The 23,559-nt window shown below is 68.6% G+C and carries 16 protein-coding genes; 7 read left to right on the forward strand and 9 right to left on the reverse strand.

Going from position 1 to position 23,559, the window contains the following annotated elements; all coding sequences use genetic code 11:
* Window positions 1-81 precede the first annotated feature (81 nt).
* Window positions 82-3,249: an Rne/Rng family ribonuclease gene (locus M2351_RS10605; RefSeq protein ID WP_264656043.1), complete on the reverse strand. Its 3,168-nt coding sequence runs from the start codon at window positions 3,247-3,249 to the stop codon at window positions 82-84.
* A gap of 617 nt (window positions 3,250-3,866) precedes the next feature.
* On the opposite strand from M2351_RS10605, the gene M2351_RS10610 reads away from it, so the two are divergent.
* The 3 genes from M2351_RS10610 (at window position 3,867) to M2351_RS10620 (ending at window position 9,520) form a co-directional block, all read left to right on the forward strand.
* Complete coding sequence (locus M2351_RS10610) at window positions 3,867-5,246, forward strand: N-acetylmuramoyl-L-alanine amidase (protein ID WP_264656044.1); 1,380 nt, start codon at window positions 3,867-3,869, stop codon at window positions 5,244-5,246.
* A gap of 273 nt (window positions 5,247-5,519) precedes the next feature.
* Window positions 5,520-8,054: a penicillin-binding protein 1A gene (locus tag M2351_RS10615; RefSeq protein WP_264656045.1), complete on the forward strand. Its 2,535-nt coding sequence runs from the start codon at window positions 5,520-5,522 to the stop codon at window positions 8,052-8,054.
* A gap of 311 nt (window positions 8,055-8,365) precedes the next feature.
* Window positions 8,366-9,520 (forward strand): YsnF/AvaK domain-containing protein, encoded by a 1,155-nt coding sequence (locus M2351_RS10620; RefSeq protein WP_264656046.1) that lies wholly within the window; start codon window positions 8,366-8,368, stop codon window positions 9,518-9,520.
* Window positions 9,521-9,648: 128 nt separating this feature from the next.
* Here the strand turns inward: M2351_RS10620 and M2351_RS10625 are convergent, their stop codons facing one another.
* Window positions 9,649-10,599, reverse strand: a complete 951-nt coding sequence (locus tag M2351_RS10625) for an SGNH/GDSL hydrolase family protein (RefSeq protein WP_264656047.1) — start codon at window positions 10,597-10,599, stop codon at window positions 9,649-9,651.
* 13 nt (window positions 10,600-10,612) lie between these two features.
* Complete coding sequence (locus M2351_RS10630) at window positions 10,613-12,052, reverse strand: MBOAT family O-acyltransferase (protein ID WP_264656048.1); 1,440 nt, start codon at window positions 12,050-12,052, stop codon at window positions 10,613-10,615.
* A gap of 462 nt (window positions 12,053-12,514) precedes the next feature.
* On the opposite strand from M2351_RS10630, the gene prfB reads away from it, so the two are divergent.
* Window positions 12,515-13,637 (forward strand): peptide chain release factor 2 gene (gene prfB, locus M2351_RS10635; RefSeq protein WP_264656049.1). Its coding sequence is split into 2 segments (ribosomal slippage): window positions 12,515-12,583 and window positions 12,585-13,637, totalling 1,122 coding nucleotides; the frame shifts between segments, so codons are not numbered across the junction.
* Window positions 13,638-13,706: 69 nt separating this feature from the next.
* Here the strand turns inward: prfB and M2351_RS10640 are convergent.
* The 3 genes from M2351_RS10640 to M2351_RS10650 form a co-directional block, all read right to left on the reverse strand.
* Window positions 13,707-14,324, reverse strand: coding sequence for an HAD family hydrolase (locus tag M2351_RS10640; protein ID WP_264656050.1), 618 nt, complete (start codon window positions 14,322-14,324; stop codon window positions 13,707-13,709).
* Window positions 14,325-14,331: 7 nt separating this feature from the next.
* The gene (locus tag M2351_RS10645) at window positions 14,332-15,078 is read right to left on the reverse strand and encodes a DsbA family protein (RefSeq protein WP_264656051.1); all 747 of its coding nucleotides are present in this window, start codon (window positions 15,076-15,078) and stop codon (window positions 14,332-14,334) included.
* A gap of 133 nt (window positions 15,079-15,211) precedes the next feature.
* Window positions 15,212-16,570, reverse strand: a complete 1,359-nt coding sequence (locus M2351_RS10650; RefSeq protein WP_264656052.1) for a M48 family metalloprotease — start codon at window positions 16,568-16,570, stop codon at window positions 15,212-15,214.
* A 94-nt stretch (window positions 16,571-16,664) separates the two neighbouring features.
* Between M2351_RS10650 and M2351_RS10655 the strand changes: the two genes are divergently transcribed.
* Both M2351_RS10655 and M2351_RS10660 read left to right on the forward strand, forming a co-directional pair.
* Window positions 16,665-17,948 carry a gamma-glutamyltransferase family protein gene (locus M2351_RS10655; RefSeq protein ID WP_264656053.1) on the forward strand — a complete coding sequence of 428 codons (1,284 nt, stop codon included), beginning with the start codon at window positions 16,665-16,667 and terminating at the stop codon, window positions 17,946-17,948.
* A 39-nt stretch (window positions 17,949-17,987) separates the two neighbouring features.
* Entirely contained in the window at window positions 17,988-19,142 is a 1,155-nt protein-coding gene (locus M2351_RS10660) for a pyridoxal phosphate-dependent aminotransferase (protein ID WP_264656862.1), read from the forward strand.
* Between the two features lie 64 nt (window positions 19,143-19,206).
* On the opposite strand, the gene M2351_RS10665 is transcribed toward M2351_RS10660, so the two are convergent.
* The gene (locus M2351_RS10665; protein ID WP_264656054.1) at window positions 19,207-20,571 is read right to left on the reverse strand and encodes a glutamate--cysteine ligase; all 1,365 of its coding nucleotides are present in this window, start codon (window positions 20,569-20,571) and stop codon (window positions 19,207-19,209) included.
* A 21-nt stretch (window positions 20,572-20,592) separates the two neighbouring features.
* Complete coding sequence (locus M2351_RS10670) at window positions 20,593-21,390, reverse strand: 16S rRNA (uracil(1498)-N(3))-methyltransferase (RefSeq protein WP_264656055.1); 798 nt, start codon at window positions 21,388-21,390, stop codon at window positions 20,593-20,595.
* 186 nt (window positions 21,391-21,576) lie between these two features.
* Here M2351_RS10670 and ubiA point away from each other — a divergent pair, with 186 nt between their 5' ends.
* Complete coding sequence (gene ubiA, locus M2351_RS10675; protein ID WP_264656056.1) at window positions 21,577-22,509, forward strand: 4-hydroxybenzoate octaprenyltransferase; 933 nt, start codon at window positions 21,577-21,579, stop codon at window positions 22,507-22,509.
* 107 nt (window positions 22,510-22,616) lie between these two features.
* Here the strand turns inward: ubiA and M2351_RS10680 are convergent, their stop codons facing one another.
* Entirely contained in the window at window positions 22,617-23,351 is a 735-nt protein-coding gene (locus tag M2351_RS10680; protein ID WP_264656057.1) for a CHAP domain-containing protein, read from the reverse strand.
* Window positions 23,352-23,559 lie beyond the last annotated feature (208 nt).

The raw sequence follows: 23,559 nt of genomic DNA on the forward strand, positions 1-23,559 counted from the left end.
GCCTGTCAAAACCACCTGTTGCCTTGAAACAGAAAAGGCGCCCTGAGGCGCCTTTTCCAGTCTGCGTTCGGCGATAGACCGTCAGCGGGCCCACCAGCCGCGCCGCGGCTTGGCCGCCGGCTGGCTGTCGTCCGCGGTGGCCGGCTCGGGAGCCGGTTCGCTGATCGCCGGGGCGGGCGCCGCCTCGGCCGGAGCCTCCGCGGCGGCCTTCCGCTTGCGCGGAGCCCGCGTCTTCGCGGCCGGAGCGGCCTCCTCTGCCACCGGAGCGGGGGCCACCGGAGCGGGAGCCGGAGCCGCTTCAACCGGGGCTTCCGCCGCGGCCTTCCGCTTGCGCGGGGCGCGCTTCTTCGGCTCGGCCTGGGGCTCGGGCTGGGCCTCCTCGGCCACCGGAGCCGGGGCAACCGGTGCGGCGACCGGAGCCGTCTCGGCCGGAGCCTCGACCGCGGCGGCGGCCTTGCGGCCACGCCCCTTGGCCGGGGCCTTCGCCGGCTTTTCCGCCTTCGGCTCAGCCGCGGCGGCCTTCGGAGCCTTGCTCCCCCGGCGGCCCTTCGGCGCGTCCGTCTGGGGGGCCGGCTGCGGCGCGGCAGCCGGAGCCTCGGCCGACACGGTTTCCGCAACGTCGGCGGCCTCGGCCTTCGCCTTGGCGCCGCGACGGCCGCGCGGCTTCTTGGCCGGAGCTTCCTCCGCGGCCGGCGCCGCCGGAGCGGCCTCGGCCGCAACCTCGGCTGGCTCCCCGGTGGTCAGGATCCAATCGAAGTCGATCGGCTCCTCGGTGACCGGGGCCTGGGTGGCCGGTTCGCCGACGGCTTCCACGACCTCCTCAGAGGTGGCCTCTTCAGACTGGGCCTCCTCGGCGGACACGCCCTCCATGCCCTCGCGCTGGCGCGACCGGCGGCGGCCGCCACGCTTGCCGCGACGACGCTTCTTGCGCTCGCCGTTGGCGTCACCGTTGCCTTCGGCGAAGTCGCCCGTGCCCTCGTCGCCGTCCTCGGCGTCCGCCTCGTCCTCACCCTCGGCTTCGTCGTTCGCGGCGTCGAGGTGATGGCCCACGTCAACGTCGTTGATGACGAACTCCGGAGCGTCGATCTGGGCGCGCTCGATGGCTTCCTCGTCCACCTCGGTGCCGTCGCCTTCGGCCTCGTCCGCCTCAGCGTCCGCGGCTTCGCGGTCGGCGGCCGGGCTTGCCAGGACCGGACGGCCCTCCTCCCGGTCGCGTCCACGGCCACGACGGCGGCGCCGACGGCGGCGGCGGTCGCCTTCGCTCTCGCCGGCGACGGCCTCGGCACGCTCCGCCGGCTCGGCCTCGGCGGTCGTCTCCTCGACGATCTCCTCCTCGGCTTCCTCGGCCTCGGCGGCCAGGATGCGGTCGGTCTCGGCCAGGACGCGCTCGGCGCTGACCAGCGGGACGTCGTCCTCCGGCGTGCGGGCCTTGACGCGCTCAAGCCGCAGGTCGGGGGCGATCAGCGTGTCGTCCGCCTGCACCATGACGCGGAAGCGGTAGCGCTCCTCGATCTTGGTCAGCTCGACGCGCTTCTGGTTGAGGATATAGAGCGCGATGCGGGTCGGCACGAAGACCGTGATCTCGGCCGAGCGCTTGCGGATACCCTCCTCCTCGATGGCGCGGAGCACGTGCAGCGCCGAGGATTCCACCGAGCGGATGACGCCGGTGCCGGAGCAGTGCGGGCAGCGCTCGAAGTTGGTTTCCAGCAGCGACGGGCGCAGGCGCTGGCGCGACAGCTCCAGCAGGCCGAAAGCGGAGATGCGGCCGAGCTGGATGCGCGCCCGGTCGTTCTTCATCGCCTCCTTCAGGCGGCGCTCCACCGCGGCGTTGTTGCGGGGCTCCTCCATGTCGATGAAGTCGATCACGATGAGGCCCGCGAGGTCGCGCAGGCGCAGCTGGCGCGCCACCTCCTCCGCGGCTTCGAGGTTGGTCTTGTAGGCCGTCTCCTCGATGTTGCGCTCGCGCGTCGACTTGCCCGAGTTGACGTCGATGGAGACCAGCGCCTCGGTCGGGTTGATGACGATGTAGCCGCCAGAGCGCAGCTGCACGACCGGGCTGTGGATCGCGTCGATCTGCGTTTCCACCTGGTAGCGGTGGAACAGCGGGATCGTCTCGTCCCGGTACTGCATGACGCGCTTGCTGTGGCTCGGCATCATCATGCGCATGAAGTCGCGCGCGGTGTTGAAACCGGCCGAGCCCTCCACCCAGATCTCGTCGATGTCGTCGGTGTAGAGATCGCGGATCGAGCGCTTGATGAGGTTAGCCTCTTCATAGATGAGGCACGGCGCCGAGGACTTCAGCGTCTGGACGCGGATGTCGTCCCACAGGCGCAGCAGGTATTCCAGGTCGCGCTTGATCTCCTGCTTGGAGCGCTCCAGCCCCGCGGTGCGCAGGATGACCGCCATGCCTTCCGGCACGTCGAGGTCCGACAGGATCTCCTTCAGGCGCTTGCGGTCGGCCGGGTTGGTGATCTTGCGGGAAATCCCGCCGCCGCGGCCGGTGTTCGGCATCAGCACGCAATAGCGGCCGGGCAGCGACAGGTAGGTGGTCAGCGCCGCGCCCTTGTTGCCGCGCTCCTCCTTGGTGACCTGGACCAGCATGACCTGCCGGCGCTTGATCACCTCCTGGATCTTGTAGCTGCGCAACGGCCGCGTGCGGCGGCGGTGCGCGTCCTCGACCTCGTCGCCGCCGATCACGTCGGGGCTGACGCCGTCCTCGCCGGCCGGCTCACCGTCGGTCTCGCCATCCCCGTCGCCGCCGGTGGCGGCTTCGGCGTCAGAGTCGGCGGACGCCGCGGCGTAGCCGTCGGTCTCACCGTCCGCGTCGCCTTCGACGCCGACGTCCTCGCCGTAGCCCGAGGGCATCGGGGAGAATTCCTCGACCACATGCTCCGGCCGGATCGGCTCGGCCATCACGGCGCCGTCGACCGCGGCCTCGGCGCGGGCTTCCGCCTGCTCCTCAAGCCGGCGCTCCTCGGCCAGCAGGGCCTCGCGGTCGGCGATCGGGATGCGGTAGTAGTCGGGATGGATTTCCGAGAAGGCGAGGAAGCCGTGGCGGTTCCCGCCATATTCCACGAAGGCCGCCTGGAGCGACGGCTCAACCCGGGTCACCTTGGCAAGGTAGATGTTGCCCTTGAGTTGCTTCCGGGTCGCGATTTCGAAGTCGAGGTCTTCGAGTCTGTTTCCATTGACCACGGCGACCCGGGTTTCCTCCGGGTGCGTGGCGTCCACCAGCATGCGCTTGGCCATACAAGATCCCCATGACGCCCCCGGGGTGCCCGCGCGACGATCGGGCCGCCCGGACGCGTCATCATTGTGTGCGAAGCCTGCGGAACCGGCCCCAACCTCGTCGAACGGCGCTGGTGAAGCAGCCAGGACGAGACGGACTTCGGACTCCGGGCGCCGGAGTTTCGGCCGGCGCCAGCTTCGAGGTTTCGTCCCTTTCACCGGCAACCCAGACGCGTCACGCCCCAGACCGCGGCCGATGATCGAAGTCGGCCGGGAAGATCCGCGGGCGACGCCACAGGTCTGCCTTGGAGGGAAATCCCCCCGCGGAAGTGGTCTGGTGGGTCGCGGTATGTCGCAGGGCTACCATAGACAAGCATGAAAACTTGCACAACGGTGGAATTCGGTGAAACGAAGATGCCGCCACAATCGGTCGCGGCCCCGCCGCCACGGCCGGCGCGGGCTTGGCCGGTCAGTTCCGCGCCGTACGGTGCTTTGCTGTGGTCGTTGCCGCACTGTTGCAGGAACGGCACCCCCTTCGCCGATTTCGCGCGCCGTCTCACCGTTGTCGTTGAAGATGTTGATTCCGCTAAGCTATAGGTCATGGCTGGCTATAGCCGTGTTGCGGTCTGGTGGATGCGATGGCCCGAATGCTCGCGATGATCGTCGCCGTGCTGGGCGCTCTTCTTGGGGCGGTCGCCCTGTCGCCGTGCCCGGCCCACGCGCAAACCACCGCGGCCCTGCCCTTCCCGCCGCCCGCCCAGGAGCGGGTGGAGGTGCTGGACGCCCGGCTCGGCCTGCACCCGGAAAAGACGCGCTTGGTGCTCGAACTCAGCGAATCGGTCGCCTTCTCGGTATCGGTGCACGCCGATCCCTACCGCGTCGTGGTCAACCTGCCGGACGTGAGCTGGCCTGGCGGAGCCGCACCGGTCACCGGCAAGGGGCTGGTCACGCGCTACCGGTTCGAGGGGCGCGAGGGCGGCGCCTCCCGCCTCGTCGTGGAGACCACGGGGCCGGTCAAGGTGTCCGAGGCCTTCACGATCCCCTCCAAGGAAGGCCACAAGCCCCGCTTCGTGCTGGACGTCGCGCGGGCCACCGCCGCGGAGTTCACCCAAGCCGCCAACGCTCCGGCCCCCAAAACCCCGCCGCCCCGCGCGCCGGCGCCGGAGGCCCAAAGCGTACCCGTGAGCGCCGGCCGGCCGGTGCCGGCCCCGCCGCCGTACCAGCCCGCGCCGATTCTGCCCGCCGCCGCGGCCATGACCCCGCCGATCCCGCAGCCGGCGCCGCAGCGCTCCACGCCGAACCCCGACCGGGCCGTGCCGGAGAAGCCGCTGATCGTCATCGACCCGGGGCACGGCGGCGTCGATCCCGGCGCCATCGGCGTCGGCGGCATCTACGAGAAGGACATCACGCTGGCCATGGCGCGCGAGGTGAAGCGCCAGTTGGAGTCGTCCGGCCGCTATCGGGTCAAGCTGACCCGCGACAAGGACGTCTTCATCCGCCTGCGCGACCGCGTCGCCATCGCCCGCGAGGCCGACGCCGACCTGTTCCTGTCGCTGCACGCCGACATCATCGGGACCAGCAGCATCCGCGGCCTGTCCATCTACACCCTGTCCGACAAGGCCTCGGACCACGAGGCGGAGAACCTGGCCGCCAAGGAGAACCGCGCCGACGCGCTGGCCGGCATGGATCTGTCGGCGGAGAACGACTTGGTGGCGACGATCCTGATCGACTTGGCGCAGCGCGACACCATGAACCACTCCAAGCGCTTCGCGAACCTGGCGCTGGAGCATCTGCGCCGCGACGTGGCGGTCATTCCCAACAAGCCGATCCGGCAGGCCGGCTTCGCCGTGCTCACCGCGCCCGACATGCCCTCGGCGCTGGTCGAGATGGGCTACCTGTCGAGCCCGCAGGACGCCGGCCTCCTCACTAAGGCCGCGCACCGCGAGCGATTCGGCCGCGCTCTGCTGCGGGCCATCGACTCCTACTTCAAATGGCTGGGCGCCGCCCAAAAGAGTTGAAGAGTTGAGGGCGAAGAGCTGAACACGGGAAGCGGCGTGTTTTGCCGCGGGTACCCCTGACGGAAACGCGGCGCGGGTATTCAGGATGGTTGGATACCACTTTCTTGCATGCGCCTTGTGGGCGTCACATTTTCCTGACATGCCTGCGTGGGAGTCGGCGCGCCGGCTTCCGCGGTGTAGGATGCCGCTCATCGGAGGGTCCCGCCGCTTCCCCCGGGGAGCGGGCGGCCCGCCGCCTTGCCCGTTTGGGATCTGGTCTGTTTGGGATTTGTCATGCGCCTGATTCTGTCCGTCCTGATGGCCCTCGTCATGCTCGTGCTGGTCGGAGCCGGGGGATTCGTCTATGTGCTGGACTATTACGACCGCGATCTGCCGGATTACACGAAGCTGGCCAACTACCAGCCGCCCGTGACCACCCGCGTGCACGCCGGCGACGGGCGCCTGCTGGCGGAGTTCGCGTCGGAAAAGCGTGTGTTCGTGCCGATCGACGCGATGCCCAAGCGGGTGATCAACGCGTTCCTCGCGGCCGAGGACAAGAATTTCTACGAGCACAAGGGCGTCGATCCCATCGGCATCGCCCGCGCCATCCTGACCAACGTGGAGAATTTCGGCCGCGACCGCCGGCCCATGGGCGCCTCGACCATCACGCAGCAGGTCGCCAAGAACATGCTGCTGACCAACGAGGTCTCCTTCGCCCGCAAGATCAAGGAAGCGATCCTGGCCGTGCGCATCGAGCGCGCCTTCAACAAGGACCGCATTCTTGAGCTGTACCTGAACGAGATCTTCCTCGGTTTCCGGTCCTACGGCGTGGCGGCGGCGGCGTTGAACTACTTCAACAAGGGGCTGGACGAGCTGACCATCGAGGAGGCCGCCTACCTCGCGGCCCTGCCCAAGGCGCCCAGCAACTACCACCCGGAACGCCAGCGCGACGCGGCCATCGCCCGCCGCAACTGGGTCATCGGCCGCATGGCCGAGGACGGGCACATCACCCCGGACGAGGCGAAGATCGCCCAGGCCCAGCCGCTGACCGTGCGCAAGCGCGACGAGCAGGACTCCGTGACCTCGGAGTATTTCGCCGAGGAGGTCCGGCGCGAGCTGGTGAAGCTGTACGGCGAACAGGCCCTGTACGAGGGCGGGCTGTCGGTGCGCGCCTCCATGGACCCCGTCCTTCAGGACGCGGCGACCCGGGCGCTGCGCACCGGTCTGGTCCAGTACGACCGCCGCCACGGCTACCGCGGCCCGGTCGGCAAGATGGACAATTTCGACAACTGGGCCAAGAAGCTGGCCGGCATGGCCCCGCCCGCCGGGTCGGAGGGCTGGCACCTCGCCGTCGTGCTGAAGGACGATGCGGCCGACGCGCTGGACGTCGGCCTGCCCGACGGATCGCGCGGGCGCGTGCCGCTGGCCGAACTGCGCTGGGCGCGTGCCCAGAAGGACGACAACCGCCTCGGCCCGGACATCCGTCGGCCGTCGGACGTCGCCAAGCTGGGCGACCTGATTCTGGTGGAGCCGGCCCACAAGGACGAGAAGGGCAAGGACTACCCGCCGGGCAGCTACGCCCTGCGTCAGACCCCCGCGGTGCAGGGCGGCCTCGTGGCGCTCGACCCGCACACCGGCCGGGTGCTCGCCATGGTCGGCGGCTTCTCCCCGCACATGAGTGCCTTCAACCGCGCTACCCAGGCGATGCGGCAGCCGGGCTCCTCCTTCAAGCCCTTCGTGTACCTGACGGCGCTCGACCAGGGCTTTACCCCGTCGTCGCTGGTCATGGACGCACCCTTCGAGTACGACCCCGGCCACGGCCAGCCGATCTGGCGGCCGGAGAACTACAGCCACGAGTTCTACGGCCCGACCCCGCTGCGCGTCGGCATCGAGAAGTCGCGCAACGTCATGACCGTCCGCCTCGCCAATGCCATCGGCATGGACAAGGTCAAGGCGACGGCCGAGAAGTTCGGCATCGTCGACAACCTGCAGCCCTACCTGCCCATGTCGCTGGGGGCCGGCGAAACGACCGTGCTCCGCATGGCCACCGCCTACGCCATGCTGGACAACGGCGGCAAGCGCATCACCCCGACCTTCATCGACCGGGTGCAGGACCGCAACGGCAAGACCATCTTCCGCCACGACAACCGCGCCTGCGACGCCTGCAACCACGTGGCGTGGAAGGACGGCGTGGCGGTGCCGGCCGTTCCCGACACGCGCGAGCAGATCAACGACCCGCGCACCGTCTACCAGATGGTCTCCATCCTTGAGGGCGTCGTGCAGCGCGGCACGGCGACGAAGCTGCTGTCGCTCGGCAAGCCGCTGGCCGGCAAGACCGGCACGACCAACGACAGCAACGACGCCTGGTTCATGGGCTTCTCGCCCGACCTGGTGGTCGGCACCTACATCGGCTTCGACCAGCCGCGCTCGCTGGGCGCCAAGGAGACGGGTGGCTCCGCGTCGGTCCCCGTGGTCAAGGACGTGCTGGAGGTGGCGCTGAAGGACAAGCCGGCGACGCCCTTCCGCGTGCCGCGCGGCCTGCGGCTCGTCCGCGTCAACCCGGAAACCGGCCGCTTGGCGTCGCCCGGCGACCGCAAGGCGATCTGGGAGGCCTTCATCCCCGGCACCGAGCCCAACCCCGACCAGCCGCAGCTCGTGCTCGACGGCTCGGCCCGCGCGGGGAGCGGAGAGGCCGGCCTGACCGGAGCGGCGCTGCCGGGCGGCGGGTTCGGCGACCCATCGGCAACCGGAACTTACGGTGCAGCCCCGGCCGGAGTGGCGCCCGGCGCACCGCCGTCGGCGACGGTGGGGACCGGCGGCCTGTACTGACGGCACGGGACGATAAGGGAGGAGAGGCGGCTCTTTTGGGGCCGCCTCTTTTCTTTTTGAATGGATGTGCGCTGCGGGAGAAGACGGCGGGCGCACTACGCCTCTCTAAGACGCGATGCGGAAAGCATAGCCAAAGCACTGAAACGGTAGATGGACGTCAAGGCACCTTCGAAAGAAGGATGTTTGCATCGCCCATATTGGCCTTCGCAGATGCGGAACGGAGCCGGAAAGGCCCTGTTGATGGGGCTGCACGCGGTTGGCGCCTTGCGGCGCGCGCGACGTCCGGCATTTCCCATTCGTGAGGATCCGTCATGACCACCGACGCCGAACCGACACGCGTCGTCATTCCCGTCGTCCAGGAAACCGTCGAGATCGAGAAGCACGCCCGGCCCACCGGTGTCGTGCATGTGCACCGTCGTGTCCATGAAGAGGTCGAGGAGATCGACGAGCCGCTGGAGTCCACGGAGGTCGTGGTCGAGCGCGTCCCCGTCGGCGCCTGGATCGACAAGGCCCCGGCCGAGCGGCGGGAGGGCGACACCATGATCATCCCGGTCGTCGAGGAGGTGCCTGTCGTCGTGATGCGCCTGCGCCTGGTCGAAGAGGTGCATGTGACCCGCCGCCGCACGACTCGCCGCTACCGCGACCGCGTGCCCGTCCGCCGATCCGAAGTCACGGTCGAGCGGGAGGAGGCCGAACAATCCGCCCCGCCCCCGCCCACACCGGAATACCCCACACCAGAACACAGGAGATCACGCATGACGATGACCGTCATTGGACTGTTCCAGACCCCCGAACCGGCCCGCCGGGCGAGCCAGGAACTGACCAAGGCCGGATGCCCGGAGGAGAGCGTCCGGCTGTTCGACAAGCCGCGGGACGACTTGGCCTCCGCGTTGGCCGAATTCGGGATCGACGCGGAGGACGCCCGCGCCTTCTCCGGCGCCATCGCCAAGGGCGCGGCCGTGATCGCGGTCGAGGTCGAGGACGACCAGGCGGACGAGATACGCTCCCGCCTGGAACGGAACGACGCCCGCGCCGTGGACGTCTATGAGGACGAAAGGCACGAGCAGGGCGGGAAAAGCGCGCACGGCGAGCGCAAGGTCCTGCCGGAGGTGGAGGAGCAGGTGCGGATCGGCAAGCGCCGGGTGGTCCGCGGCGTCCACGCCAGCACCCACGTCACCGAGCGGCCGGTCGAGAAGACCTTGACCCTGGAGGAGGAGAAGGTGCGGGTGCGGCACCGCGAGGCCGACCGCGAACTGAGCCCCGAGGAAGCCGAACGGGCCTTCAAAGAGACCAGCGTGGACATGACCGAAACCACGGAGGAGGCCGAGGTCCGCAAGGCCGCCCGCCTGATCGGAGAGGTCGAGCTGACGAAGTCGACCACCGAGCACAAGGAAACGGTGCGCGAAACCGCCCGCAAGACCGAAGTGGACGTGGAGCGGACCGGCGGGCGGGGTTCGAAGAAATGATACGGGTGTAGCTTCGGGGGATTTTCACCACCACGGCACCAAGGCACCAAGAGTCCAACCCGTGCCGGGCGCGAGGATTCTTGGTGTCTTTGTGTCTTGGTGGTGAAGCCCTCTCCCGTCGCTTCAACTTACGGCCGTGCCGCCGACCGCACCACGTCGCGGGAGCCCAGTTGGGCGATGGCGTCGCCGGTGCAGCCGCCGAGCGGGCGGAGGTCGGCTTCCATGTGGGCCAGCATGGCCTGGACACCCTCTTGGTTGATGTGCAGGGCATCGACGAACTGCGCCTCGTCAGTCACTGCGCGGCGGGTGTCGATGACCGGCACGTCGGCCGGCAGGCGGTGCTTCAGGTCGTCGAAGAAGGCGTCGAAGTTGGTCAGCTTCTCGATGTAGCCGGGGAAGTAGGGGGTGATGACCACGGCGACCTTGGTCCCGTGCGCCCGCGCGGTGGCGATGATGCGGTCCAGCGCCTCCCAGTTCGGCTGAAAGCCCTCCATCGCCTCCGTCGGAGCGTGGGCGATCTGGGCCTTCAGGACAGGCGACATGCTGCCGCTCAGCGTGCGGTCGCCTCCGGTCGGGTGGACGCGCTCCATCGCCAGCCGGATCGTCTGGTTGTTGTTGAAGATCAGCGTGTTGAACAGCTTGTTCGACGCCCACATGGTCGGGTCGACCTTGCGGATGAAGCCGTCCACCCGGTTGGAGTAGTAGGCGAGCAGCGGCAAGTCGGCCAGCGCGTTGGGGTCGTCCACCACGCTGGTCGGCTCCAGCAGAAGCAGGCGCGGCGCACCGTGGCGCTCCACGTAATCCTGCCAAAGCAGGTCGCCGACCGTGGTCGGGGCGCCGCCCATGCCGAGGTTCAGCGCCTTCCAGCAGGTCAGCCGCTGAATGTCGGACACCGGGAAGTGGTTGTCGGCACGCGAGTTGCCGAGCACGACCACGTCCGCGGGCGGACCGTCCTGGTAGACGGTCATGAAGCGGTCGCTCGCGTGGCGCAGCGTTTCGCCCAGCCAGGACGCGAAGGCGCGGTCCATGGTGACGACCATGCCCAGAATCAGGCCCAAGGCTGCCAGAAGGCGGATCATGGAAGGGGCTCCGTCAGAACTGGAAGTAGATGAAGGATCGGTTGGCGAAATTGCCGAAGAGAAGCAACAGCAGGACCAGCGTGGAGCAGGCCATGGAACGGGCGACCACATTGACCCCGGCGTAGCGGCGGTTGGCCCCCATCTCAATCATCGCATCGATCATCAGCACCACGCCGGCGAAGACGACCACGCGGACCAGATAGCTCATCTGCTGCATGCCGCGCGGCAGGCTGAAGTCGCCGTCGCCGATGATGCCCAGGATGGTCCAGACCGTGTGCAGGTCGTTGGCCCGGAAGGGCAGCCAGGTCAGCGTCACCAGAAGGAAGACGAAGCCGATGGTCAGCAGGCGCCCGGCCGCCAGCGGGAAACCGGTCAGGCGTATCGGGCTGCGCGCCGCCAGCCAGCGGGCGCCGTCCTCCGCCGCCATCAGCGCGGCGTGCATGGCCCCCCACAGGACGAAGGTCCAGTTGGCGCCGTGCCACAGGCCGGAGACCAGCATGACGATGGTCATGTTCCGGACGCGCAGCCACCCCGAACGCCCGCCACCCATGGGGATGTAGACGTAGTCGCGGAACCAGGTGGACAGCGAGATGTGCCAGCGCCGCCAGAAGTCGCGCATGCCCCTGGCGAAATAGGGGCGGTTGAAGTTTTCGCACAGCGTGTAGCCGAAAATCTGCGACAGGCCGATCGCGATCAGCGAGTAGCCGGCGAAATCGCCGTAGATCTGCAGGGAAAAGCAGACCAGCCCGATGATGTGGTTCAGCGCGTTGAAGAACTCCGGCTGGGCGAAGCGCGCGTCCACCACCGCGGCGGCGTTGTCGGCCAGCCCCAGCTTCAGGAAATAGCCCCAGACCAGCTTTTCCAGCCCGGCGAAGCGGAAGGCGAAGGGCACGTCCTGCTTCGGCCCGTTCTGGATTTGCGGCAGCAGGTCGCGCGCCCGGACGATCGGGCCAGCCACCAGCTGCGGGAAGAAGGAGGCGAAGGTCGCGTAGCGCAGCAGCGACCGTTCCGGCTTCTCCAGGTGGCCGAGGTAGAGGTCCAGCGCGTAGCTGAGATTCTGGAAGGTGTAGAAGGAGATGCCGACCGGCAGGATGATCGACAGGGTGCGCTCCCCGATGTCGATGCCGAGCGACGACAGGGCGAGGTGCGCGCTGTCAACAAAGAAGTTGAAGTATTTGAAAAAGAACAGGACGCCGAGGTTGGTGCCGAGGCTGAGCTGCATGAACAGCCGGGCGGCGGCCCGGTTCGGCGCGTCGGCGATCCGCAGTCCGCAATAGAAGTCGATCAGGGTCGTCAGGGCGAGCAGCGTGCAGAAACGGTAGTCCCAAAATCCGTAAAAGATGTAGCTGGACGCCAGCAGGAGCGGTGTGAACAGCCGCGTCCGCGCCAGCGCCATGAAGGCCGCCGTAAAGACCGTGATGAACACAAGGAAACCAAGGCTCGTGAAGTTCATCGTGGGCCGCGCTTTTCGGTTGTTGACGAAGATTGTGGCCGGCAAAGGGAACCGTGGCATTCCGGCGGCGTTGGCTTAAGGACCGGGTGCCCGTTCTCTTTGTGGGTGCCGCGACGCTCGAACCATGCGATCTTTCGAGTAGAGGCATAGAACGGGCAGGACGCTAGCACAGTAAGCGTCCGAACAATCCCGCCGCGAACGGGTCTTTGCGGCGCCGAATTGGATGTACTCATCTGGAACGATCAGCCGCTATTCGGAGCGGCTATGCACCCTCGCCGGTTTTACTACGACCAGGGTCGAATGCCATGGGCGGCGGGGCGTTTGCGGAACGGGCGACGTGAGCGCCCATGGGGCGCCCGGGCCATTTTGCAAAGGCGGAATAAGGGGGTGCAACGCCGGCCGTAACTCGCTACATAGGGGCCTGACTTCGGAATCAACTCTGGCTGACGAGGAGGTACCGCGATGCGGGCCGAGATCGAAGCGGCCGCTGGCGAGATCAGAGACTCGCTGGCGCTGCTGAGGAGGCATCTTTGACTGGGATAACGCGCTGCGTCGTCTCGACGAACTGAATGACCTCTCCGAGGACCCCAAGCTGTGGGATGACCCGACGCGCGCGCAGACCATCATGCGCGAGCGCACCCAGTTGGAGACCTCGGTCAACGGCTACCGCGCGCTGGAGCGCGACCTGTCCGACAGCCTGGAGCTGATCGAGATGGGCGAGGCCGAGGGCGACGCGACCGTCGTCGCCGACGCCGAGGCCCAGCTCTACGCGCTGCGCGAGCGCGCCGCCAAGCTGCAGATCGAAAGCCTGCTGTCGGGCGAGGCCGACGCCAACGACTGCTTCGTCGAGGTGAATGCCGGCGCCGGCGGCACGGAGGCCCAGGACTGGGCGCTGATGCTGGTGCGCATGTACACCCGCTGGGCGGAGCAGCACGGCTACAAGACCCAGTGGCTGGAAGAGAGCCCCGGCGAAGAAGCCGGCATCAAGTCCGCCACCGTGCAGATCAGCGGCCACAACGCCTATGGCTGGCTGAAGACCGAGGCGGGCGTGCACCGTCTGGTGCGCATCAGCCCCTTTGACAGCCAGGCCCGCCGCCAGACCAGCTTCGCCGCCGTTTCGATCTCGCCGGTGATCGACGACAAGATCAACATCGAGATCAACGAAAAAGACTGCCGCATCGACACGTTCCGCGCGTCGGGCGCCGGCGGCCAGCACGTCAACAAGACCGACTCGGCCATCCGCATCACCCACCTGCCCACGGGCATCGTGGTGGCCTGCCAGCAGGAGCGCTCGCAGCACAAGAACCGCGCCAAGGCGTGGGATATGCTGCGCGCCCGCCTGTACGAACGCGAACTGAAGATCCGCGAGGACGCCGCGGCCGCCCTGGAGGCGACCAAGAGCGACATCGGCTGGGGCCACCAGATCCGCTCCTACGTCCTGCACCCTTACCAGATGGTGAAGGACCTGCGGACAAACGTGGAGACGTCGCAGAGCCAGGCGGTCCTGGACGGCGCACTCGACCCGTTCCTGGAGGCAGCGCTGGCGGCGCGGCTGAAGGGACAGGGCGACGAGGCCGCGGCCTAAGCACCCTCTCCTCCTCCCCACCCCTCCCCGGTCCGTTCAGGACGACGGGGGAGGGGTGGGGAGGGGCTACTACAGCAGCCCCAGCCCCTCCAGCTCGCCGCGCAGCCGGTCGGCGCTGGTGAAATGGTGGGCGACCATGCCGACCATGCGCGCGGCCTCCACGTTGGCCGCGCTGTCGTCGATGAAGAAGCAGTCCTCCGCCACCAGACCGTAGCGGTCCAGCAGCAGGCGGAAGATAGCCGGGTCCGGCTTGACCAGGCGCTCGTCCCCCGACACGACGATGCCATCGAAGACGTTCAGGAAATCGAAGCGCTTGCGGGCCAGCACGAACTTCTCGGACGAGAAGTTCGTGATCGAATAGACCGGAGTGCCCCGCCCCTTCAGCGCCATCAGGATCTCCGGCGTTCCCGGCATCGGTCCGGGCACCATGTCCTCCCAGCGCTCGTGGTAGGCGCGGATCAGCTCGGCGCAGTCCGGGTAGGCGGCGGTCAGCGTCGCCACCGCCTCGTCCCACGGCCGGCCGCGGTCCTGTTCCAGGTTCCAGGCCGGCGTGCAGACCGTCTCCAGGAAATGCTCCATCAGGTCCTCGTACCCCTCGAACAGGTCGCGGTAGAGATGCCGCGGATCCCATTCGATGAGCACCTGCCCGATGTCGAAGACCACCGTCGTCGGAGTCGCCCTTGCCATTCCGCGGTCAGCCCTTGCGCGCGGCGCCGACCAGGCGCTTCATCTCGTCCAGCTTGATGGCGCCCGGCACCAGCTCGTCGCCGAAGATGAAGCCCGGCGTGCCGCGGATGCCCAGCTGCTCGGCCAGCGCCTGGTTGCTGGCGATCACCTTCAGGACGTCGGGGCTCTCCATGTCCTTCTTCAGCTTGTCGTTGTCGATGCCGACCGACTTGGCAAGACGCATGATGGTGTCCTCGTCCAGCTGGCCGCGGTGGGCCATCAGGGCGTTGTGGTACTCCACATACTTGCCCTGGGCGCGCGAGGCGAGCGCCGCCTTGGACGCGATGACTGACGCCGGACCCAGGATCGGGAACTCCTTCAGCACGAAGCGGACCTTGCCGTCGTCCTTGATCAGCTTCTGCGTGTCGCCCTGCACGGCCTTGCAGTAGCCGCACTGGTAGTCGAAGAACTCGACCACCGTGACGTCGCCCTGCGGGTTGCCGACGACAGGATCGGCCGGGTTCTGGAACAGCGCCTTCTTGTTGGCGGCCAGCGCTTGGCGCCCCCGCTCCTCCTCGGCCTGCTTCTGGCGCTGCTGCAACGCGTCCACGGCCTCCAGGATGATTTCCGGGTGCTGCATCAGGTAATCGCGCACCACCCCTTCGATGGCCTTGCGCTGGGCGTCGTCCATGGTGGACTGCGCCTGGACCGCGACGGGGGAAAGCGCCGCCAATGCTGCGGCCAGCATCAGGACGGCGGGGCGGAAGCGGGTCATGGGAAAAAACCTCCGGGTGCGGACGCGTGCGCTGTTCATGGAACCGATACTTGTGACGGGGAATCCGTGGCCGGGCAAGTCAACTCCCCGCGATGCCACCCTTTGTACGGGCGGGCGGTGTATGGACGGGCGGTCACTTTCCGCCCGCCTGCCCGCGGATGTCCTGGGCGCGCAGCCAGCCGGGGGAACCGGCGGGCAGAAGCTTTTCCGCCCGTTCCGCCTGGGCGCGGGCCATCGGCTTGTCGCCGCGGGCGAATGCCTCCTCCGCGGTGGCGTAGGCGACCATGCCGTTGTTGCCCTTCATGCTCCAGGCCTGGGCCTGAAGCCGCCACAGGAAGGAGGACTGGCCCTGCTGCGACTTGGCGGCGATCTGCAGGTTCTTCAGCGCCTCGTCGGCCAAGCGGGGGTCGTTCTGTTCCAACAGCGCGTGGGCGAGCGACACGCGGATGGAGTTGGCGTCGGGTTGCAGCTCGATGGCCTTGCGGTAGGGCACAAGGGCGTCCGGCGCGCGGCCGGTCTGCAGCATCAGGTCGCCCTTCACCTCGTACATGAAGGCGTTCTTCGGTTCCTGCGCGATCAGCCCGTCGACCAGCGGCAGCGCCTGCTTCACCTCGCCGCGCCGGAAATAGGCGTAGGCCCGGCCATAGCGCGCCACGAAGGACGGATCGTCCGCGCGGTAGCGGCGCAGCGCCCCGTTGGGGTCGAGATAAGCGTAGAGCTTGGCCTGGATTCGGCGGAACTGCTCGTTCCAGACGGCGGGAATCGGCTTGTTGCCGTTGCGCGAGGTGGCGACGAAGCGTTCCACCGAATCGAGCCGCTCGCGGGTCAGCGGGTGTGTGCGGCGGTAGCCGGCGTCAGGGTCGCTGTTCAGCAGCGGATCCTCGTTCACCCCCAGCTTCTCCAGGAAGGTGGCCATGCCGCGGGCGGAAATGCCGGACTGCTCCAGGTAGGACAGGCCCGCCTGGTCAGCCGAGGATTCCTGGCTGCGCGAGAAGGACAGGAAGTTGCGCTCCGCCAGATGCTGGCCGAGCATCAGGCCGGCCGCACCGGCGCCCGCGTTCTTGGCCGCGATGCCGCCGAGCACGCCGATTCCCATGCCGATCAGCGAGGACAGGAAGGCGTTTTCCATGGCGTCGGCGCCGCGCACCAGGTGGCCGCCGGCGATGTGGCCGGTTTCGTGCGCGATCACCCCCAGCAGTTGCCCGGCGTCGTCGACGTTCAGCAGCAGGCCGGTGTGCAGGAAGATGTTCTGCCCGCCGGCGACGAAGGCGTTGATGGTGTTGTCGTTGACCAGGATGATGCTCACCGCCTCGGCGTCGATGCCGGCGGCCTGGAAGATTGGCCGTGCCATGTCGCGGATGATATGTTCCGTCTCGGCATCGCTGAGGAGTTGCATCTCCTGGCGGCGCTGCGCGCCCGCGGGCGGCGTCCAAGACAACACCATCACGGCGACCATGGCGACAACCGAAACGAGCCTGCTGGGCTTGCGCACCGTTACGACCTCCGAACAGCGGATCTCGGAACTACCGAACACCACGTCCCATTCCACACGCCGAATCTGGCGAGGGTTGGGCGCGATTGCCATAGTGGCAGCACTGCTTCCGGGCTGCGTCAACACCAAGTACAAGACGAACGCCCCGGTCCAGAGCTATGTGGTGGCGGACGAGCCGCGCGCCGCCTCCATCGGACGCGACATCATCGCGCAGGGCGGCCGCGCCGGCGACGCCGCGGCGGCGATGGCGCTGGCCATGGCGGCCACCCTGCCCTCCCGCGTCGGTCTGGCCGGCGGCGGCGTCTGCGTGGTGTTCAACGCCGCGAAGAAGGAAAGCCGCACGCTCGACTTCCTGCCCCGCCCGGCTGGCTCCAACGGAGCAGCCGTGCCCGCCTTCCTGCGCGGTGTCTACGCGCTCCAGGCCGGCGCCGGCGTGATGCGGTGGGAGCAGGCGGCCGTCCCGGCGGAGCAGCTGGCCGGCGGCGGCGCCACGGTCAGCCGCGCGCTCGCCCAGGACCTGTCGGCCAACGCCGCGCGCCTGTCCGCCGACCCGGAGGCGCGGCGCGTCTTCCTCCCCACCGGCGTCCCGCTGGCGGAGGGCGCACCGATCGTCCAGCCTGACCTTGCCGCCAGCCTGTCCCAGGTTCGCCGCAGCAGCGTCGCCGCGCTCTACAGCGGCCCGCTGGGCGCCACGGTCGGCCCGGCGCTCGGCATCGACCAAGCCGCGTTGCGCGGTTACCAGCCGCGCTGGGGCGAGACCGCCTCGGTGCCGCTGGGCATCGTGTCCATGCAATTCGCCCAGTTGCCGGAGCGCGAGTCGGGGTCCGCCCTGGTCGCCGCCTGGAACGCCACCGCCGACCTGCCCCCGGCCCAGCGGGCCGGCCGCGTCGCCCAGGCGCTGGGCGCCACCGGCAGCGGCACGAACGCCCCCGGCGCCGGCCTCGCGGTGATCGACCCGGAGGACAACGGCGTGGCCTGCACCTTCACCATGGGCGCACCCTTCGGCACCGGCCGCATGGTGCCGGGCACCGGCATGCTGGCGGCCCAGGGCGTGACCCGCGCCGATTTCGGCGCGCCCGGCCTGCTGGCCAACGCCATCGTCGGCCGGACGCAGTTCGCCGGCACCGGCACGGCATCGGGCAACGACGGTCCGGCCGCCGGCCCGGCCGCACTGCTGACCGCCGCCCTGCCCGCCGCGCTGGAGAAGCAGCCCGGCGACGCCATCCAGACCGCCCGCCCGGCCTCCTCCCCCGGCCGCGCCAGCTTCGTCGCCTGCCAGACCTCGATCGAGAGCGGCTGGAAGGAATGCCAGATCGCCGCCGACCGCAACGCGCACGCCCTCGGTTTCCTGGTCGAAACGCCGCGCGAATCGGACTAAACCAAGCCCACCGGGATTCACACAGCCGACTTTGGAATGATGAGCAAGCAGCCGAAAGTCTCCAAGCGGGGCGCCATCCCGCCCTTCTTCGTCATGGAAGTCATGCGCGCCGCCGCCGAACGCGAGGCCGCTGGGCTGGAGGTTCTGCACATGGAGGTCGGGCAGCCCTCCACCGGCGCGCCGAAGGGCGTGCTGGAGGCCGCCCACCGTGGGCTGGACACCGACGTGCTGGGCTACACCGGCGCGCTCGGCATTCCGGCGCTGCGCGCGGCCATCGCCCGCTGGTACCAGGACCGCTACACGGTTTCGGTGCCGGAACGTCGCGTGGTCGTAACGACCGGCTCCTCGGGCGCCTTCCAGCTGGGCTTCCTGGCCGCCTTCGATCCGGGCGACCGGGTCGCCATGGCCTCGCCCAGCTACCCCGCCTACCGCCACACGCTGACCGCCATCGGTGTCGAGCCGGTGGAGCTGCCGACCGGGCCGGAGCACCGGTTCCAGCCAACCATTGCGCTGCTGGAACAACTCGACAAGCCCATCCAGGGCCTGATCGTGGCGAGCCCCGCCAACCCCACCGGAACGATGCTGAGCCGGGATGAGCTGACGGAAATCGCCGCCTGGTGCGACGCCCACGGCGTGCGCCTCGTGTCGGACGAGATCTACCACGGCCTGACCTACGGGCCGGAGGCCGTCACCGCCGCGGAGGTCAGCGAGACCGCGCTGGTGGTGAACAGCTTCTCCAAATACTTCTCGATGACCGGCTGGCGGCTCGGCTGGATGATCGTGCCGGACGATCTGCTGCGCTCGGTCGAATGCCTGGCGCAGAACCTGTTCATCTCCGCCCCCAGCCTGTCGCAGGCCGCGGCCGTCGCCGCCTTCGACTGCGCCCCGGAGCTGGACGGCCACGTCGCCCGCTACGCCCGCAACCGCCAAATCCTGCTGGAGGAGCTGCCCAAGGCCGGCTTCGACAAGCTGGCGCCGGCGGACGGGGCCTTCTACGTCTACGCCGATGTGTCGGCCATGACCGACGACAGCGAGGCCTTCTGCAAGCGCATCCTGGCGGAAACGGGCATCGCCTGCACGCCCGGCATCGACTTCGACCCGGCGCGCGGCCGCCATTTCGTCCGCTTCAGCTTCGCCGGATCGGAAGCGACCATCGCCGAAGCCGCCCGCCGGCTGATTGCCTGGAAGAAGTAAGTCGCTCCAAAGAAAAAGCCCCTCTCCCGGCCGTACCGGGAGAGGGGCTTTTTCTTTTCGACGATCAGTACGCGTATTCTTTGAACACCAGATCGACGCTGCCGCCCCAGGGGCCGTTGAACTTCGCCAGAAGCTCGTCGGCCGGGGTTTCGCCGCTCTCGGCGATGCTGACCAGCGTATCGAGGAAGTGGCTTTCGTCGTCGCCCCAGTTGTCGTTGCGGGCGCGGCGGACGAGACCGTCGCGCGCGATCGCAAGCACCTCCAGCGCGACCTCGCGCACCGTCCGGTCCCGGAAGGTCGTCCGCAGCGCGTGGCGCGGCACGTTGGCGCGCAGGTGGGCGCGTTCCTCCGTCGTCCAGTCCTTGACCAGATCCCAGGCGGCGTCGAGCGCCTGGGTGTCGTACAGCAGGCCGACCCACAGCGCCGGCAGGGCGCACAGGCGCCGCCAGGGGCCGCCGTCGGCGCCGCGCATCTCCAGGTACTTCTTCAGGCGCACCTCGGGGAAGGAGGTGGTCATGTGGTCGGCCCAGTCGGTGATCAGCGGGGTTTCGCCCGGCAGCACCGGCAGCTTGCCGTCCATGAAGTTGCGGAAGGACAGGCCCGACGCGTCGATGTACGCGCCGTCGCGGTAGACGAAGTACATCGGCACATCGAGCAGATAGTCGACGTAGCGCTCGAACCCGAAGCCGTCCTCGAACACGAAGGGCAGGTCGCCGGTGCGGTCGGGGTCGGTGTCGGTCCAGATGTGGCTGCGGAAGGACTGGAAGCCGTTCGGCTTGCCCTCCGTGAAGGGGGAGTTGGCGAACAGCGCCGTCGCGATGGGCTGCAGCGCCAGGCTGACCCGGAACTTCTTCACCATGTCGGCTTCCGACGCGAAGTCCAGGTTCACCTGCACGGTGCAGGTCCGCGTCATCATGTCGAGGCCGAGGCTGCCGCGCTTGGGCATGTAGTCGCCCATGATCTTGTAGCGGCCCTTGGGCATCCACGGGATCTCGTCGCGGCGCCACTTGGGCTGGAAGCCCAGGCCCATCATGGCGATGCCCAGCTCGCCGCCGACCTCCTTCACCTGGCGCAGGTGGCGGTGCACCTCCGCACAGGTCTGGTGCAGCGTCTCCAGCGGCGCGCCGGACAACTCCACCTGCCCGCCGGGCTCCAGGGTGATGTTGGCCATGCCCTGGGTCAGGGCGATGATGTTGCCGTTCTCCTCCACCGCGTCCCAGTCGAAGCGTTGGAGACGCTTCAGCAGCTCGCCGATGCCGTCCGGCCCATCGTAAGGCAGCGGGCGGTTGTCAGAGACGCGGTAGGCGAATTTCTCGTGCTCAGTCCCGATGCGCCAGTCCTGGGCCGGCTTCGAGCCGGACTCCATATACGCCACCAATTGGCGGCGGTCGGTGATCGGTTCACCACGCGTCTTCGGAGGTGCGGACATGAATGCTCCCGCTATCGAAAATCAAACGGCCGGGCCGGCCGGATCGGCCGGAGACCGGAATGGCGGACGTGTGTCGCCGCCCTCGGCCGTCCAGTCCCCCGAAAGGGCCTGCCAGCAGGCGAGCGCGGCCACCACCGCCGTGTCGGCCCGAAGGATGCGGGGCCCCAGGCCGACCGGGACAACAGAGGGTAGTTTACAAATTTCGTCAAGTTCCGACTGTGCAAAGCCGCCCTCCGGTCCGATCAGGAACGCCGCGGGGCCGCGGCCCGTTTCGCGCACCGCGTCGGCGATCGGGCGTACGTTTCCGGCTTCCGCGCACAGGTACAGCGTACGCCCTTCCGGCCAGCCGGCCAGCGCCTTCTCCAGCGGCACGGGGTCCGACAGCTCCGGCACGGTCAGCCGCTCCGACTGCTCGGCGGCTTCGATGGCGTTGGCGCGCAGTCGGTCGGTGTTGACGCGATTTGGATCGGTGCGCCGGGTGAAGACCGGCCACAGCCGCGACACGCCCATTTCCGTCGCCTTTTCGGCCACGAAATCGATGCGGCCGCGCTTGATCGGCGCAAAGAGCAGCCAGAGATCCGGCCCATCGGCCTGCACGCGCCGCTGCGCCGTGACGGTCAGCGAGCACCAGCCCTTGCCGAACCCGTCGATCTCCGCCAGCCATTCCCCGTCCTTCCCGTTGAAGACGGCCACCGCGTCGCCCTTGTCGAGCCGCAGCACGTGGCGCAGGAAGTGCGCGCGTTCATGATCGAGCCCCACCGCTTGGCCCTCGGCCAGGGGACTGTCCACGTACAGGCGCGTTTTCGGCTGGTCCGACATCAGTGTTCATCTCCCCACATCGCGCCCGACTATAGCGGCAACAGCCGATGGACTGCGAGCGTTCGGGCCCGCCTTTTCACTGGTCCTTTCAGCGGCCCATTGGGGGGGCAGCCCGGCCTTGCGGCGGCCGGAGTCGGCCGTTACCCTGCCCCCGCCCCCAAACCCCGCCCGACGCGCGAGTTCGCCATGACCACCCCCGCCTCCCCTGCCCCCGCTCCCGGAGAGTTCACGGACATCCGGGCCGGCGACTGGATCGACCGTTACGCCCCCGCGCCGATCCGTCCCTACCTGCGGCTGGCGCGGCTCGATCGGCCGATCGGGACGTGGCTTCTCCTGTTTCCGGGCTGGTGGAGCATAGCGCTGGCCGGGGCCGGGCCGCTGCCGGACTTGTGGATGATGGCGTTGTTCGGGATCGGGGCCGTGGTCATGCGCGGGGCCGGCTGCACGGTGAACGACATCCTCGACCGCGATTTCGACGCGATGGTCGAGCGCACGCGGACGCGGCCGATTCCCTCCGGCCAAGTGTCGGTGAAACAGGCGCTGGCCTTTCTGGCCTTCCAACTGCTGATCGGGCTGGCGATCCTGGCGCAGTTCAACGGGGTCACCATCGGGCTGGGCGTGCTGTCCCTGCTTCTGGTCTTCACCTACCCGCTGATGAAGCGCATCACCTGGTGGCCGCAGGCCTTCCTGGGGCTGACCTTCAACTGGGGCGCGCTGATGGGCTGGACGGCCGTGCGCGGCGAACTGGAGTGGCCGGCGCTGGCGCTCTACGCCGCGGGGATCGTCTGGACGCTGGGCTACGACACCATCTACGCCCACCAGGACAAGGAGGACGACGCCCGCATCGGCGTGAAGTCCACCGCCCTGCGGCTGGGCGACCGGAGCAAGATCTGGATTTACGGCTTCTACACGCTGACCTTTGTGGGGATCGGCATCGCCGGGCGGCTGGCCGGGCTGGGCGGCCTGTATCTGCCGCTGCTGTCGCTGGCGGCTTTGCAGCTGTCCTGGCAGGTGGCGACCTGGAACCCCGACGACCAGACCGACTGCCTGACCAAGTTCAAGTCCAACCGCTGGTTCGGCTGGCTGGTCCTGGGCGCGATCCTGGCGGGGAAGGTGTAAGGGGAAGCGTAGGTTGGGTGGAGGCGCAGCCGAAACCCAACATTGTCAGCACGGCAGGGTGTGTTGGGTTGCGCTTCGCTCCACCCAACCTACACGCCGAGGTGCTGTTACTCCGCCGCCAGCTCGGCGACGGCGCTGGAGCCGGGCTTGCGGCCGGGCATCAGGGTGCGCAGACCATCCACGGAAGCGACCTCGCCCTTCGCCAGCGCGGGGCCGGCCGGCTTGCGGCGCGGCAGCACGGAAACCACGGTGTCCTCGTCCTTGGCCGCGTTGCTCTTCGCGTCGGCGGTGGGGAGGGACGCCATCAGAACCTGCGGCTTGCGGCCCGGAACGCCGACGGTGCGGCCCTTCAGCGAGGCTTCTTGCAGACGCAGCCCGGCGGAGGCCGGCTTGCCGCGGCCGTGCGGGGAGACGGTGAAGCCGGTGTCAATGCCCGAGTCGTTGGTGTCCAGAGTGCGGCCGCGCGGGTGATCGCCTTCCGGCAGGATGAAGCCGTAGGTGGTGTAGACACGCAGGCCCAGCTGGTCCGACGGCTCATGCCAGACGCGGACGGCCGACCAGTCGTTGCGGGCCGACACGTCCACCACGCGCATGTTTCGGCGCAGGCCGTTGTTGTCCAGCCAGGAATGGTCGACCTCGATGGTGCGGCGGTCGACGATGTGGCTGACCAAGGAGACGTGACCGCGGCTCAGCCGGCCGGAGCGCTTGAAGACGAGGACCGACCCAAGCGCCGGGTGCTTGTCGCGGTCGTACTGGCCGGCGGCGTGGTTCCACCAAGTCCAGGCGTCGCCCTGGATCGTGAAGTCGGAGATGGCGCGGACGGTGCGGACGCAGTCGCCCACTTGGGCGTAGGCCTTCGATATGGCGGTGGGGCTAAGCGCGATGAGTGCCGCGAACGAAACGCAGATCGCTAGTCCCCTCGACCGCATGTCGACCCCATGCCTTTGTTTTGTCTCTTTCGATTGGGTAACACGGGCCGGCTGGCGAGTCTACTCCGTTTGAATTATGTAACCAAAACGGGCTGTGGACAGACCAACCATGCGCCCCTCG

The organism is Azospirillum canadense (assembly GCF_025961225.1).
GTDB lineage: Bacteria > Pseudomonadota > Alphaproteobacteria > Azospirillales > Azospirillaceae > Azospirillum > Azospirillum canadense.

Excerpts from the sequence above, each read along its gene's own strand:
- M2351_RS10605 (WP_264656043.1), bottom strand. The coding sequence starts at position 3,249 with ATGGCCAAGCGCATGCTGGTGGACGCCACGCACCCGGAGGAAACCCGG.
- M2351_RS10630 (WP_264656048.1), bottom strand. The coding sequence starts at position 12,052 with ATGAACTTCACGAGCCTTGGTTTCCTTGTGTTCATCACGGTCTTTACG.
- M2351_RS10660 (WP_264656862.1), top strand. The coding sequence starts at position 17,988 with ATGAGCAAGCAGCCGAAAGTCTCCAAGCGGGGCGCCATCCCGCCCTTC.
- M2351_RS10670 (WP_264656055.1), bottom strand. The coding sequence starts at position 21,390 with ATGTCGGACCAGCCGAAAACGCGCCTGTACGTGGACAGTCCCCTGGCC.
- M2351_RS10665 (WP_264656054.1), bottom strand. The coding sequence starts at position 20,571 with ATGTCCGCACCTCCGAAGACGCGTGGTGAACCGATCACCGACCGCCGC.
- M2351_RS10640 (WP_264656050.1), bottom strand. The coding sequence starts at position 14,324 with ATGGCAAGGGCGACTCCGACGACGGTGGTCTTCGACATCGGGCAGGTG.
- M2351_RS10645 (WP_264656051.1), bottom strand. The coding sequence starts at position 15,078 with ATGACCCGCTTCCGCCCCGCCGTCCTGATGCTGGCCGCAGCATTGGCG.
- M2351_RS10610 (WP_264656044.1), top strand. The coding sequence starts at position 3,867 with ATGGCCCGAATGCTCGCGATGATCGTCGCCGTGCTGGGCGCTCTTCTT.
- ubiA (WP_264656056.1), top strand. The coding sequence starts at position 21,577 with ATGACCACCCCCGCCTCCCCTGCCCCCGCTCCCGGAGAGTTCACGGAC.
- M2351_RS10615 (WP_264656045.1), top strand. The coding sequence starts at position 5,520 with ATGCGCCTGATTCTGTCCGTCCTGATGGCCCTCGTCATGCTCGTGCTG.
- M2351_RS10625 (WP_264656047.1), bottom strand. The coding sequence starts at position 10,599 with ATGATCCGCCTTCTGGCAGCCTTGGGCCTGATTCTGGGCATGGTCGTC.
- M2351_RS10620 (WP_264656046.1), top strand. The coding sequence starts at position 8,366 with ATGACCACCGACGCCGAACCGACACGCGTCGTCATTCCCGTCGTCCAG.